The sequence below is a fragment of the Pseudomonas allii genome (assembly GCF_055380095.1).
Genome location: NZ_AP039450.1, coordinates 2838109 through 2851618, shown reverse-complemented (window position 1 = coordinate 2851618; position 13510 = coordinate 2838109). Strand labels below are relative to the sequence as shown.

Sequence of the window (13510 nt, the reverse complement as noted above, 5' to 3'; positions counted from 1 at the left end):
CTATCGGGGGCAAGCCCCCTCCCACATTGGCATCTACTTGCTCTGTAGATCGGTGTTGATCGACGCCAACACTTGCTTCTGCCCCATCGAACACGGCACCCCTTCCGGCTGCGCCCGCACCGCCTCGAGCACACCCAGTAGTTGCGCCTTGCTGTGGGCCAGTTGCGCCTGCATTTCTTCGATCTGCATCACCTTGCGCTCCAGCGCTTCGATCAACTCCTCACGCTTGTGCTCCCCCGGCGCGGGCATCAACGCCTTGAGCTCCTGCAAGGTGAACCCGGCCTGCTGCGCGCTCTGGATCAGTTGCAGGGTCTGCAATGCTTCGGGTGCATAGCGTCGATAGCCGTTGGCCTGCCGCCCGACTTGGCTGATCAGGCCTTCCGATTCATAGAACCGAATACGCGACGCCGCCAGCCCACTCTGTTTTGCCAGTTCGCCAATATTCATCGAATGCCTGCTTGACCTTAAAGTTACCTTTAAGCTTAGCCTGAGGCCTCCCCCGCTCAGGAGTCAACCCATGTCACCCTTTGAAGCCCTGCAACTGCCCAATGGCCAAGTCCTTTCCAACCGTATTGCCAAAGCGGCGATGGAAGAGAACATGGCGGATGCCCGCCAAGCGCCCTCCCCTGAGTTGAAACAGCTCTACGCGGCCTGGGCCGATGGCGAGCCGGGCCTGTTGATCAGCGGCAACGTGATGGTCGACCGCCGCGCCATGACCGGCCCCGGCGGCGTCGCCCTTGAAGACGAGCAACAACTGCAGCGCTTTCGCGAATGGGCCGACGTGGCGCGGCGCAAGAACGTGCACTTCTGGTTGCAACTCAGCCACCCAGGACGCCAGACACCCGCCAACCTGCGCCAGCAGGCCATTGCACCGTCCGCCGTGGCGCTCGACCTGGGCGGTTTCTCGAAGATGTTTGCCACGCCCAAGGCCATGACCGAGGCCGACATCCAGGACGTGATCCAGCGCTTCGCCACCAGCGCCCACCTGGCCGAAAAAGCTGGCTTCACCGGCGTGCAGATCCACGGCGCACACGGCTATTTGCTCAGCCAGTTCCTGTCGCCGTTGAGCAACCAACGTACGGATCGCTGGGGCGGTTCACTGGAGAACCGCGCACGCCTGCTGCTGGAGGTGATCCGTGCGGTGCGCGCCCGTGTCAGCCCGTCGTTCTGTGTGTCGGTCAAACTCAACTCCGCAGACTTCCAGCGCGGCGGGTTTGAAGAGGCGGATGCACGCGCCGTGGTCGAGATGCTCAACCCGCTGTCCATCGACTTGCTGGAGTTGTCCGGCGGCAGCTACGAAGCACCGGCCATGCAAGGCGAAGCCCGCGACGGCCGGACCCTGGCCCGTGAGGCGTATTTTCTTGAATTCGCCAGCGAAGTCGCGGCCATTGCCCAGATGCCAGTAATGGTCACCGGCGGCATCCGTCGCCTGCCCATCGTGCAACAAGTGCTCGACAGCGGCATCGCCATGGCCGGTATCGCCACCGCCCTGACGCTGGAGCCGCAACTGATCCAGCACTGGCGCGAAGGCCGCGACCCCAACCCGCAACTCAACCCCATCGACTGGAAGCGCAAACCCCTGGCATCCCTGGCCGTTCTCGCCGTGGTGCGCTACCAGATGCGCCGCCTCAGCCGCGGCCACTTGCCCAAGGCCAATGTCGCGCCCTGCATAGCGCTGGTACGTGACCAATGGTTTCTGGCCCGGCGTACCCGACAATACCGTGCGTCCATGACGCAATCTTCACATTAAAGGCGGAGCATTCGCCGTGATCGAACTGTCCCCTATTGATCAGCAGTTTTTAACCTCACTGACGATTGGAGTTCTTCATGGCGAAAATCAACCTGGCCCAGCAACTGGCGACCACCCTTGAACAGGCGGGCATCAAGCGCATCTGGGGCCTGACCGGCGACAGCCTCAACGGACTCACCGACGCGCTGCGCACCATGGACAGCATCGAATGGATGCACGTGCGTCACGAGGAAGTGGCGGCCTTTGCTGCCGGTGCCGAAGCGGCGGCTACTGGCGAACTGACGGTGTGCGCCGGCAGTTGCGGGCCAGGCAACCTGCATTTGATCAACGGGCTGTTCGATTGCCATCGCAACCATGTGCCGGTACTGGCGATTGCCGCACAGATTCCGTCCTCGGAGATTGGCCTGAACTACTTCCAGGAAACCCATCCCCAAGAACTGTTCAAGGAGTGCAGCCACTTTATCGAACTGGTCACCAACCCAGAACAGATGCCCCAGGTGCTGCACCGCGCCATGCGCTCGGCGATCCTCAATCGCGGTGTAGCGGTGGTGGTCATTCCAGGGGACGTGTCGCTACTGGAAGTAGAAGACAAACTCAAGCCGTGGCCAACCCTACACGCGCCGCGCACACTACCGGCGGAACAGGACCTGCAACGCCTTACCGATATCCTGGAAAGCAGCCGCAAGGTTACCCTGCTGTGCGGCAGCGGGTGCGCCGGTGCCCATGATCAAGTTGTCACCCTCGCCGACGCACTGGGCGCTCCCGTGGTGCACGCCCTGCGTGGCAAGGAGCATGTTGAGTGGGATAACCCGTTCGACGTAGGCATGACCGGCCTGATCGGTTTCAGCTCTGGCTACCACGCCATGCTCGACTGCGACACGCTGATCATGCTCGGCACCGACTTCCCCTACCGCCAGTTCTACCCCACTGACGCCAAGATCATCCAGGTCGACCGCAACCCGCAAGCGCTCGGTCGCCGTGCCACGCTGGATCTGGGCATTGCCGCCGACGTCAGTGAAACCATCAGTGCGCTGCTGCCGCGATTAACGCGCAAGACTGATCGCAGTTTTCTCGAGACGTCCCTGAAGCATTATGAAAAAGCCCGCCAAGGGCTGGATGACTTGGCTCAACCGTCGAAAGCCAATCGGCCGATTCACCCACAGTACGTGGCACGCCTGCTCAGTGAGTTGGCGGATGACGATGCGATCTTCACGGCTGACGTCGGCTCACCCACCGTGTGGGCTGCGCGCTATTTGAAGATGAACGGCAAGCGCCGCCTGATCGGTTCGTTCAACCATGGCTCGATGGCCAATGCCATGCCCCAGGCCATCGGCGCGCAGGCGGCGTTCCCAGGTCGCCAGGTGATCTCGATGTCGGGTGACGGTGGTTTCGCCATGCTGATGGGCGACTTCATCTCGCTGGCGCAGCTAAACCTGCCCGTCAAAGTCATCGTGTTCGATAACTCGTCCCTGGGCTTTGTCGCCATGGAAATGAAGGCGGCGGGCTACCTGGACGCCGGCACCGAGCTGAAAAACCCGGACTTTGCCGCCATGTCCAACGCCATGGGTATCCTCGGCATCCGCGTGGAGCAATCCGAAGACCTGGAACCGGCCCTGCGCCGCGCCCTGACCCATGACGGCCCGGTGCTGGTGGATGTGGTCACCGCCACTCAGGAATTGGTGATGCCACCGACCATCAAACTGGAACAAGCCAAGGGGTTCAGCCTGTACATGCTCAAGGCGGTGATGAGCGGCCGTGGCGATGAGGTGATCGAACTGGCACGCACCAACTGGCTGCGCTGAGCCCAACGTGGGAGCTTGCTCCCACTGCTGGACCTGATTGCCCAATCAAGCGAGCTGTTTTTCGACCCATTTACCGTAGGCATCGATGAAGGCCTGCAGGAACGGTCTGGTCTTTTCGGACACCTTGCCCGCCTCATCAAACACACTGCCCGCGCCGCCCAAGTAGGCCTCCGGCTGCTGCATGCACAGTACATCGAGGAACACCAGGGACTGGCGCAGATGATGGTTGGCGCCGAACCCGCCAATCGCACCCGGCGATACGCTGATGATCGCGCCCGGCTTGCCACTCCAGGCGCTCTGCCCGTACGGCCGTGAACCCACGTCAATGGCATTCTTCAACGGGGCGGGGACGGAGCGGTTGTATTCCGGGGTCACGAACAACACCGCGTCGGATGAGCTCACCTGTTTGCGGAAAGTACTGTAGGCTGCCGGCGGTGATGCTCCGTCAATGTCTTCGTTGTAGAGCGGCAAATCACCAATTTCCACAATGTTCAACTTCAGGTTGGCAGGGGCCAGTTCAGCCAATGCCAGGGCGACCTTGCGGTTGATCGAGTCTTTTCTCAAGCTGCCGACCACGACGGCGATGGTGTAGACCTTGCTCATTGGGGTTTCCCGACGTCTGACTAAAGGAGCTTGTAGTTATAAAGTCTTCGCGACAGGTTCACCAGAAGGTTTTTGATAATCCTGCGGGCACTTGCATTGCGCAGCATCATGTAGGAAGCATCTGAAAACATCGGCGAATAGTATTTTTATTCCGTAAGTAAACTACCCAGCTCCATGACGGTCTACAGAACCGCAAATCGAGTGTTTATCTCCAGAGGTTCTAAACAGATGGCAGCAGTATTAGTCGGACAGTTTCATGCCAGAGACGCAGAAGGACGCGTGTATTCGGTGCATGAGTTCCAGGAATCCAACCCGGCGCAAGGCGACCTGGCTGGCTCGGCACCTACCATTACCTACAAGCTGGCCATTGGCGACCGTGTAGAGAAACTGGAAGGCGATGAATTCAAGCTGATCCAATCGGGCACCATTCTCGTGCGCGAATCGCAAACCACCCTCGCGTCATAAGATCCCGCCTTATCCACCTGCTCAGTCCTGGCCATTGACGGCGTTGACTGGGCTGGGGTGATCACGGGCGACGGATCTCGCTGACTTCAATGCCCTGCTCGCCCTCGACCTTCTTCACGGTCACCACCAATCGCCCCCGCTCACCCTCCACCGCGAACATCGAACGCTGGTAGCCCGCCGTGTTGTAGCCTGGGTGCGCCACCACCTGCCTGACCAGTTCAATACCCAACACCGCCCCCACCTGTTCGATGACCTGTTCCTGGGAACGGATAAACGCTTCAAGTGCCAGGTTTTCCGGCGCGGTTTCGTTTTGACTGTTGAAGAGATAAGCAGCCACGCACCCTACGGTCACCAGGACCAGCAGTTGCTTGACCGTTACCCCGAGGAGTATCGAGGGTAGAGGCATGTGAGACCAGACCTGTTTTTGTTGTTAATGCCGGCAGCCGGCTTTGGTCGTTGATGATCAGCGCAGCCATTCTATTGAATACCCGGCTCGCTGCACATAGACTCCGGCGATGCGTTTACGTCATATCGAAGTGATTCAGGCCATCTTGCAGACCGGACACCTCGGCACGGCCGCCGAGTGGTTGCAACTTCCCGTGGGCGATGTGGACGCGGCGCTCAAGGACGCCGAGCAACAGCTCGGCTTCATGTTGTTCGCCAGTGTGCGCGGGCGTTTGCAGGCCACCCGGGAAACCCTGGAACTGCAGGCGGAAATTGCCCATGTGTATGAGGCCCTGGAGCCGGTGCAACGCCTGGCCAGCCGCTTGAAAAACCATCACGCCCCTGCCCTGCGCGCGCTCTGCACACCGCCCCTGGCCAATCAGCTGTTGCCGCAAAGCATTGCGGTGTTGCGCCGCCGCTTCCAGGACACGCCGTGCAACCTGTCGAGCCAACCCACCCGCGAGATCGTCAGAAGCCTGCTGCTGCACGAAGCCGATGTGGGCTTGAGCCTGCATGACCCGGAACACCCGCAGATCCACTGCACCGCACTCGCCCAGGGCAAGCTGCAACTGCTGGCGCCCCATGGCTGGCTGAAACCCAAGCAGAAGTACATTGCGCTGCAGGACCTCGCCGGGCAGTCGATGATCGGCCTGGAGGGCCAGGACCCGCTCAGCCGCCTGCTGGACGCCAAGCTGCAAGCCTTGCGCCCGCTGCCGGTGGTGCAGACGCGGGTGCAGACCTACCAGATGATGCGCAGCATGGTGGAAGCAGGCGAAGGCCTGGCGGTGGTCGACCCGTTCACCGCGTTCGGCGCCCGCGACGCCGGGCTGGATGCGTGCCCGGTGTCGCCGCCGATCATGGTCAGCCTGTATGCGCTGACGCTCAAGGATGGCCCGTCCTCCCCGGCGCTGAATGCGCTGCTGGAGATCGTGACGCAGAAGGCCGAGGGTTTGCTGGCAGGTTAAGCGTTGTCGGCTTCGCTCTTGAACAACCGATACCAGAATATCGCCACTTCGCGGGTCTGCGGGTCGATACCGCGATAGCGCAGATGGTCGATGCCGCCCATCACATAGCCGCAACGCTCGTACAAGCGGCAGGCACCGAGGTTGTTGTTCTGGGTTTCGAGCATCATGCCGGGCAGGTTTTTCTTGCGGCTCCAGAACTGCGCCACATCCAGCAACGCCTTGGCTACTCCGTGGCGTCGCGCAGGCAAAGCCACCGCCAACTCGTCGACATGGGCAAAGCCGTTCCAGTTGGTGCTGACCACGATGTGCCCCACCGCCCGGTCGTCCAGGTAGGCCATGAAGATCGCACTGTCGGGCGCGTCACGGAAACTGGCGAACTCCTCAGGGTCAATGCCGTAGCACTTGCGGTACGGCAGGATACGCTCCACGGGCCACTGGTCGACCCGCTTGCCCATCTGCGGCTCACCGTAGGCGCTGACCTCAAAGCTGAAGTCATTGCCCCACACGTAGGCATCAAAGCCCTCGTCGGCGACCCGTACGCTGAGCCCCGGATACTTCGGGTTCATTACAGCTTGCATAACCATCCTCAACCCTTGATGCAATCGACGGTGTAACAACGACCACTGCCGTCATCTTCGTGTTGCAACCCATGAACATCGGCGACAAAACCGGGGAAACTGCTATCGAACGTCCGGGCAAACGCCAGGTAGTCGATGATCGAGCGCGTCGACTCGGTAAAGCGCTCGCCCGGCATGATCAACGGAATGCCCGGCGGATAAGGCACCAGCATCACGGCTGCGATGCGTCCTGGCAAGGCGTCAATGGAAACCGCCTCCACTTCGCCCCTCACCAATTGGTCGTAGGCGTCGGCGGGCTTCATCGCGATTTCCGGCAACACGGTGTACATGCGCTTCAGATGTTTGGCCGTGGCGTTGCGGCGATAACAGCTGTGCAATTGGTCACACAGGTCGCGCAAGCCCATGCTTTGGTAGCGCGTCGGTCCTTGGGCAAACACCGATGGCAAACAACTGGCCAGGCTGATATTGGCGTCGTAGCTGCGCTTGAATTCCAGCAATTCGGTGAGCAAGGTACTCCATTTACCTTTGGTAATGCCCATGGAGAACAGCACGAGGAAAGAATACAGCCCGGTCTTTTCCACTACCAGGCCGCGCTCCCAGAGGAACTTGCTGACCACCGCCGCCGGGATCCCGCAATCGCTCAAGGCACCGCCGGCATTGAGACCGGGCATTACCAGGGTCACCTTGATCGGGTCCAGCAGCACATAGTCCTCGGCTACATCACCGAAGCCATGCCAGTCATCCTGGGGATGCAATAACCAATCGGCGGTGGCGACCTTGTCGATCCCCGCCACCGACGGTGGCTGCCAGATGGAAAACCACCAGTCCTCGGCGGCGATATGCTGGCGCAGGTTGGCCAGGGCGCGGCGGAAGCTCAGCGCCTCGTCAAACATCTCTTGCAACAGCGAGCGCCCGGCCGGGCCTTCCATCATCGCCGAAGCCACGTCCAGGGAGGCAATGATGCTGTATTGCGGCGACGTGGAGATATGCATCATGAACGCTTCATTGAAACGGTCACGGTCGAGTTGGCGGGCGCCGCCGTCCTGCACATGGATCATCGAAGCCTGGCTGAAAGCTGCCAGCAGTTTGTGGGTGGAGTGAGTGGTAAACACCAGCGGGCTGTCCGCCGTGCGCGAGGTGCCCATGCCGTAGCGCCCGGCGAAGAACTCATGAAACGCCGCGTAGGCGTACCAGGCCTCGTCAAAATGCAGCACCTCGACGCTGTTACCCAATTGCTGTTTGATCAGCTCGGCGTTGTAGCACAGGCCGTCGTAGGTGGAATTGGTGACCACCGCCATCTTCACTTTCGGCGGGCGACCACGGGTCAAGGGACTGGCGTCGATCTTGGCGCGGATCGACTCGGGGCTGAACTCGCTCAGGGGAATCGGACCGATGATCCCCAGTTCGTTGCGTTCCGGGCACAGGTACAGCGGGATGGCGCCGGTCATGATGATCGAGTGCAGCACCGACTTGTGGCAGTTGCGGTCCACCAGCACCAAGTCATCACGTCCGACCATGGAATGCCAGACGATCTTGTTGGCGGTGGAGGTGCCATTGATCACGAAGAAGGTATGGTCGGCGCCAAAGTTGCGCGCAGCACGGGCTTCGGCTTCGGCCAGCGGCCCGGTGTGATCCAGCAGCGAACCCAGCTCGGGCACCGAGACCGATAGATCCGAGCGTAGTGTGTTCTCCCCGAAGAACTGGTGGAACGCTTGCCCCACCGGGCTTTTGCGATAGGCCACACCGCCGCCATGGCCCGGTGTGTGCCAGGAATAGTTCGAATCAGCCGTGTGCTGCACCAACGCCTTGAAGAACGGCGGCAACAGGCCATCCAGGTACGTGCGCGCCGCGCGAGCGACTTGCCGGGCGAGAAACGGCACGGTGTCTTCGAACAGATACAAGATGCCGCGCAACTGGTTGAGTTCGCTCATGGCGTCGGCAGGCGCGTTTTCCAGGGTGACTTGCTCACCCAACGCAAAGATCGGCAGGTTGGGCGCCCGCAGCCGTGCCAGGCGGATCAGCTCGACCATATTCTGCAGCAGGTGGGTGTTTTCGCCTGCGCCTTCGGCGGCGATCAACATGCACGCCAGGCCATGATGGGTAGATGCCACCAGTCGTCCTTCGGCGTAGTCCACTGCAGAGAAAATACTGAAGCCCTCTTGTTCCAACTCCCGGGCGATGCCTCGGACCCGGTCACCGGCAACGGTGTCGGCCTTGATGTCGCGGTGCACGATCAGGATGGGGAACTTCAGGTCTTTGTACATGGGTGCTTGTCGTCCTGAGGGCTATGCACTCAAGGGTAGAAGCTGGGGGGCCATGACGCGAATGAAGATTGACAGGCAATTGAAATCAATTGTGGGAGGGGGCTTGCTCCCGATAACGGTACATCAGTCAACACAGGTTTCCACTGACCTGCCGCTATCGGGGGCAGGCCCCCTCCCACATTTTTAATCGAGTCCAGCCAGGGGTTATTGTTGGGTCAGTTGGGTCCACAACGCCGGCGCGCCCGCCGACTTGGCGATCGCCTCCAGTCGCGCCGCATGTTCAGCCATATCCTGCTCACTCGCACGGATGATGGTGGTGGGCTTGCGATCAGCCGGCAAACGGCGGATTTCCGAAGGACGGTTGCCCGAGCCTTCCGCCGAGCCGCTGCCATCGGAGGCGTTGCCCGCCAGGGACAGGCTGGTCTGCCCGCCGGTCATGGTCAGGTAGACGTCGGCGAGAATCTCGGAGTCGAGCAAGGCGCCGTGGAGTTCACGACCGGAGTTGTCGACGCCGTAGCGTTTGCACAAGGCGTCGAGGCTGTTGCGCTGACCCGGGTGGCGCTCACGGGCCATCATCAAGGTATCGAGGATCGAGCAGTGCCGGGAAATGTCCGCGCGATCGGTCTGCCCCATCAGGGCAAACTCGTTATTGATGAAACCAACGTCAAACGCTGCGTTATGGATGATCAACTGTGCGCCGTTGATGAATTCGAAGAACTCATCGGCGACTTCGGCAAAACGCGGCTTGCCCTTGAGGAATTCGTCAGTGATACCGTGGACGCCGATCGCGCCTTCGTCACTGTCACGATCCGGTTGCAGGTAGACGTGGAAGTGACGACCCGTCAGGCGACGCCCCATCAATTCGACACAGCCGATTTCAATGATCCGGTGGCCGTCGGTCACCGGCATGCCGGTGGTTTCGGTATCGAGTACAACAGATCGGATGGCCATCAGGGTTCAGCTCTCAACGGTGTGGTGTGAGTCAAAGGGCGCAATGTTAACACGTGAGTCAGCATCAGCTCTGCTTGTAGCCCCGCACTTCGTCCACGCCACGGTTGGCCAACTGGTCGGCACGTTCGTTGCCGGGGTGGCCGATGTGGCCGCGTACCCATTTCCAGGTGATGTCATGGCGATTGCATTGCTCATCGAGCAATTGCCACAGGTCGGCATTTTTCACCGGTTCCTTGGCGGCGGTTTTCCACCCGCGCTTCTTCCAGTTGACCATCCACTCGTTGATGCCCTTCATCACGTATTGCGAGTCGGTCACCAGCAGCACATTGCAGCGGCGCTTGAGTTCTTCCAGGCCACGAATGGCGCCCATCAGCTCCATGCGGTTGTTGGTGGTGTTGGCCTCACCGCCCCACAACTCCTTCTCCACGCCTTTGCACACCAGCAACGCGCCCCAGCCGCCGGGGCCCGGGTTGCCCTTGCAGGCGCCATCGGTGAAGAGTTCTACGCTATCGGTCATCGGTTGCTCGGTATCAATTCAAAAAGAGGATTACGCATCGCTTTGCTTGCGGTTGACCTTGGCCATCGGCATCGGCACCAACTTGCCCATCGGCTCACGCCGCACCTGTTGCACGGGGCGCAGCCCGACCACGATCTTGCGCGCCACCAGCAGATAAAAGCCGCCACCGGACAATTGCCAGGCGCCAGCCCGGCGCTCCCAGCCGGCCAGGCGGCCCTGCCACTTGGTCGACGCAAGCGGCGGACGATAGCACCCGAAGCGGCGTTTCTCCAGCGCGAAGCCCAGCAGGTTCAGCCAGTCGCCCACCCGTTGCGGCGAGATGCAGCGCGCCTGGCGCAGGCCGTCATGGGCGAACACATGGCGCAGGCCCCAACTGCTCCAGGGGTTGATCCCCACGATCAGCAAATGGCCACCGGGCCGTACGCTGCTCGCCGCCTCGCGCAGCAAGCCATGGGGCGACAGGCAGAAATCCAGCCCGTGCTGCAACACCACCACATCGGCAGCATGTTCGCTCAACGGCCAGGCCTGTTCCTCGCACACAATCTCCACGCCAGGCAACGGTGCCCCCAGGCGAACATTACGTTGCACCTGGGGCGCGCACGGCGGCGTTTCGGCCGAGGGGCCGTAGTGCACCAGATAGCCACCAAAGAACCGGCCCAGCTCGTCTTCGAGCATGCGCCGTTCTTCGTCCAGCAGAAATTGCCCGATGGGGCCGGACAGCCACTCGCGGGCTGCGCCGATCAGGGCCAGCCACTCAGGATCGGCCTGGGCGAACGCTTTATCAGTCATTGCATTCTCCAACTCGCCTAGACGTTCTAAGATGCACCAATGTGTTCAGCTTGGCGAATCGAAGAATGATACAGATCAGTGCCCTGCCCGCCTTCACCGATAACTACATCTGGTTGTTACAAGACCCTCGCACCCAACGCTGCGCCGTCGTCGACCCCGGCGATGCCGCGCCGGTGCTGGCCTGGCTCGAGCAGAACCCTGGCTGGAGCCTCAGCGACATCCTGATCACCCACCATCACCACGATCATGTCGGCGGTGTCGAACAACTCAAGCGTGAGACCGACGCCAAGGTCTACGGCCCGGCCAACGAGAAGATCCCGGCGCGGGACGTGGCGTTGCACGATAACGACCGCATCACGGTACTCGGCTGGGACTTCGACATTTATAGCGTGCCCGGCCACACCCTGGGCCATATCGCCTTTTATCACCCAGGCGTGCTGTTGTGTGGCGATACCCTTTTCGCCGCCGGTTGCGGGCGCCTGTTCGAAGGCACGCCGGAACAGATGCACACCTCGCTCGAGCGCCTGGCCGCCCTGCCTGCCGATACCCTGGTGTACTGCACCCACGAATACACACAAAGCAACCTCAAGTTCGCCCAGGCTGTGGAACCGGATAACACAGATATAGCCGAACGAGTGGAAAACGTACGCCAACTGCGGGCCCGGGGTGAGATCACGCTGCCTTCCAACCTTGCGCTGGAAAAGCTGACCAACCCCTTTTTGCGTACCTCTGAAACATCCGTTAAACAAAAAGCGGACGAACGGAATGGCCGTGACAACCGGTCTGGGGCCGAGGTGTTTGCTAGCTTGAGGGCTTGGAAAGATAAGTTCTAAAGGGAAGCAATCTGATACGCAATTTCTGAATGGTTGACCGGAACCCAACGGGTTTCTAGAATCGCCCGACATTTTTGCCCGGAACTTACTTCCAGCCAATGTCGTCATCTATTCGTAAATCCAACCATTCAGACGCATTGACCCGCCTGGCTCAAGCTGTGGCGGTGGCTGTGTCCGCCACGCTGGCGGGCTGCCAATCAAGCAATTTCACCGCACAATCCACCGTGCAACCCAAGCCAAACCTTACCGCCAAAATCAAACAGAAACCCGTCATCTGGCTTTCAGAAAAACCGACTCCCGATGTGCCCCAGGATGTTTGGGAACGCATGCGCCGGGGCTTTCAGCTGCAGGACGGGTTAGGCGTCAACCCGCGTATCGAGCAACAGCGCCTGTGGTTCGCCAGCAACCCGTCCTTCCTGGAGAACGCCGGAGAACGCGGCAGCCTCTACATTCACTACATCGTCGAACGCCTTGAAGAACGCAACATGCCTCTGGAGCTGGCGCTGCTGCCAGTGATTGAAAGTGCCTACAACCCGATGGCCTATTCGCGCAGCGATGCGGTCGGCCTGTGGCAGTTCATCCCCTCCACCGGGCGCTATTTCAACCTGCGCCAGACCCGCGCCTACGATGGCCGTCGCGACATCACCGCCTCCACCACCGCCGCCCTCGACTACCTGACCCGCCTGCATGACATGTTCAACGGTGACTGGCTGCTGGCCCTGGCCGCCTATAACGCCGGCGAGGGCACGGTGAGCCGGGCCATCGAGCGCAACGAGAAGCTCGGCCTGCCGACCGACTACTGGAACCTGCCGCTGCCCCAGGAAACCAAGGACTACGTGCCCAAGTTCCTGGCGCTGTCCCAGGTGGTGCTGGCACCCGAGGCCTATGGCGTCAACCTCAACCCGATTGCCAACCAGCCGTACTTCGAAGTAGTGGAAGTCAAGCAGAGCATGGACCTGTCCCGGGTTGCCGCGCTGGCCGAGATCGACGAAGACGAACTGTTCCAGCTCAACCCGGCGCTGAAACAACGCACCACCCTGGATGGGCCGCAACATTTACTGGTGCCCAGTTCCAAGGCGCAACTGCTGACCAGCACCCTTTCGACGATGAAGCCTGAAGAATTGCTGGCGATGCGCCCGAAAAAGCAGGTGTTCGACGAGGTTGAGACCGCACGGGTAGCCGGGCGTACCCGCAGCTACAAGGTGCGCAGTGGCGACAACCTGACGCTGATCGCCAAGGCCAACAAGGTCGACGTGCACGACCTGCAGCGCTGGAACAAGCTCAACGGCCAGGCCCTCAAGGTCGGCCAGACCCTGGTAATGCAGGACACGCGCAAGCTGGTGGCCAAGGCCGACAGCAAGAAGCCGGTGCAATACAAGGTCAAGAAAGGCGACTCGTTGTACATCGTCGCCAAGCGCTTCAATGTCGAGATGCAACACCTCAAGCGCTGGAACCCACGTACCGGCCAGGCCCTGAAGCCTGGGCAGATGCTGGTGGTATCAGGTCCACGCTAAGGTTCAAGAACACTGGGGGATCCATGTGGGAGGGG

14 protein-coding genes are annotated in these 13510 nt (G+C 60.9%); 6 read left to right on the top strand and 8 right to left on the bottom strand.

From position 1 onward, the window contains the following. Nucleotides 1–33: 33 nt before the first annotated feature. Nucleotides 34–447, bottom strand: a complete 414-nt coding sequence (locus tag ACZ445_RS12830) for a MerR family transcriptional regulator (protein WP_058426286.1) — start codon at nt 445–447, stop codon at nt 34–36. A 70-nt stretch (nt 448–517) separates the two neighbouring features. On the opposite strand from ACZ445_RS12830, the gene ACZ445_RS12825 reads away from it, so the two are divergent. Together ACZ445_RS12825 and poxB are read left to right on the top strand one after the other, a co-directional pair. After that, nucleotides 518–1750, top strand: a complete 1233-nt coding sequence (locus tag ACZ445_RS12825) for an NADH:flavin oxidoreductase/NADH oxidase family protein (RefSeq protein WP_058426287.1) — start codon at nt 518–520, stop codon at nt 1748–1750. Nucleotides 1751–1827: 77 nt separating this feature from the next. Further along, complete coding sequence (poxB, locus tag ACZ445_RS12820) at nt 1828–3552, top strand: ubiquinone-dependent pyruvate dehydrogenase (protein WP_464705306.1); 1725 nt, start codon at nt 1828–1830, stop codon at nt 3550–3552. Nucleotides 3553–3597: 45 nt separating this feature from the next. Here the strand turns inward: poxB and ACZ445_RS12815 are convergent, their stop codons facing one another. Beyond that, nucleotides 3598–4155 carry an NADPH-dependent FMN reductase gene (locus ACZ445_RS12815; RefSeq protein ID WP_179029997.1) on the bottom strand — a complete coding sequence of 186 codons (558 nt, stop codon included), beginning with the start codon at nt 4153–4155 and terminating at the stop codon, nt 3598–3600. A 228-nt stretch (nt 4156–4383) separates the two neighbouring features. On the opposite strand from ACZ445_RS12815, the gene ACZ445_RS12810 reads away from it, so the two are divergent. Further along, complete coding sequence (locus ACZ445_RS12810) at nt 4384–4620, top strand: hypothetical protein (protein WP_058426290.1); 237 nt, start codon at nt 4384–4386, stop codon at nt 4618–4620. A gap of 61 nt (nt 4621–4681) precedes the next feature. On the opposite strand, the gene ACZ445_RS12805 is transcribed toward ACZ445_RS12810, so the two are convergent. Further along, the gene (locus ACZ445_RS12805; RefSeq protein ID WP_058426291.1) at nt 4682–5026 is read right to left on the bottom strand and encodes a hypothetical protein; all 345 of its coding nucleotides are present in this window, start codon (nt 5024–5026) and stop codon (nt 4682–4684) included. Between the two features lie 109 nt (nt 5027–5135). Here ACZ445_RS12805 and ACZ445_RS12800 point away from each other — a divergent pair, with 109 nt between their 5' ends. Then, on the top strand, nt 5136–6029 hold the full coding sequence (locus tag ACZ445_RS12800) for a LysR substrate-binding domain-containing protein (RefSeq protein ID WP_058426292.1): 894 nt from the start codon (nt 5136–5138) through the stop codon (nt 6027–6029). Here ACZ445_RS12800 and ACZ445_RS12795 read toward each other — a convergent pair. The 5 genes from ACZ445_RS12795 to ACZ445_RS12775 all read right to left on the bottom strand — a co-directional run bounded on the left by ACZ445_RS12795 (nt 6026) and on the right by ACZ445_RS12775 (nt 11128). Next, the gene (locus ACZ445_RS12795; RefSeq protein ID WP_081049316.1) at nt 6026–6607 is read right to left on the bottom strand and encodes a GNAT family N-acetyltransferase; all 582 of its coding nucleotides are present in this window, start codon (nt 6605–6607) and stop codon (nt 6026–6028) included. The genes ACZ445_RS12800 and ACZ445_RS12795 overlap by 4 nt on opposite strands. Before the next feature lie 8 nt (nt 6608–6615). Next, nucleotides 6616–8871 carry an Orn/Lys/Arg family decarboxylase gene (locus ACZ445_RS12790; RefSeq protein WP_058426294.1) on the bottom strand — a complete coding sequence of 752 codons (2256 nt, stop codon included), beginning with the start codon at nt 8869–8871 and terminating at the stop codon, nt 6616–6618. A 204-nt stretch (nt 8872–9075) separates the two neighbouring features. Continuing rightward, nucleotides 9076–9816, bottom strand: coding sequence for a DNA polymerase III subunit epsilon (dnaQ, locus tag ACZ445_RS12785; protein WP_176156633.1), 741 nt, complete (start codon nt 9814–9816; stop codon nt 9076–9078). A gap of 70 nt (nt 9817–9886) precedes the next feature. Beyond that, entirely contained in the window at nt 9887–10339 is a 453-nt protein-coding gene (gene rnhA / locus ACZ445_RS12780) for a ribonuclease HI (RefSeq protein WP_003173571.1), read from the bottom strand. A 30-nt stretch (nt 10340–10369) separates the two neighbouring features. Beyond that, entirely contained in the window at nt 10370–11128 is a 759-nt protein-coding gene (locus tag ACZ445_RS12775) for a class I SAM-dependent methyltransferase (RefSeq protein WP_058426296.1), read from the bottom strand. Between the two features lie 65 nt (nt 11129–11193). Between ACZ445_RS12775 and gloB the strand changes: the two genes are divergently transcribed. Beyond that, the gene (gene gloB / locus ACZ445_RS12770) at nt 11194–11961 is read left to right on the top strand and encodes a hydroxyacylglutathione hydrolase (protein WP_058426297.1); all 768 of its coding nucleotides are present in this window, start codon (nt 11194–11196) and stop codon (nt 11959–11961) included. A 98-nt stretch (nt 11962–12059) separates the two neighbouring features. Further along, complete coding sequence (locus ACZ445_RS12765) at nt 12060–13475, top strand: lytic transglycosylase domain-containing protein (RefSeq protein WP_058426298.1); 1416 nt, start codon at nt 12060–12062, stop codon at nt 13473–13475. The last annotated feature ends 35 nt before the right edge of the window (nt 13476–13510 follow it).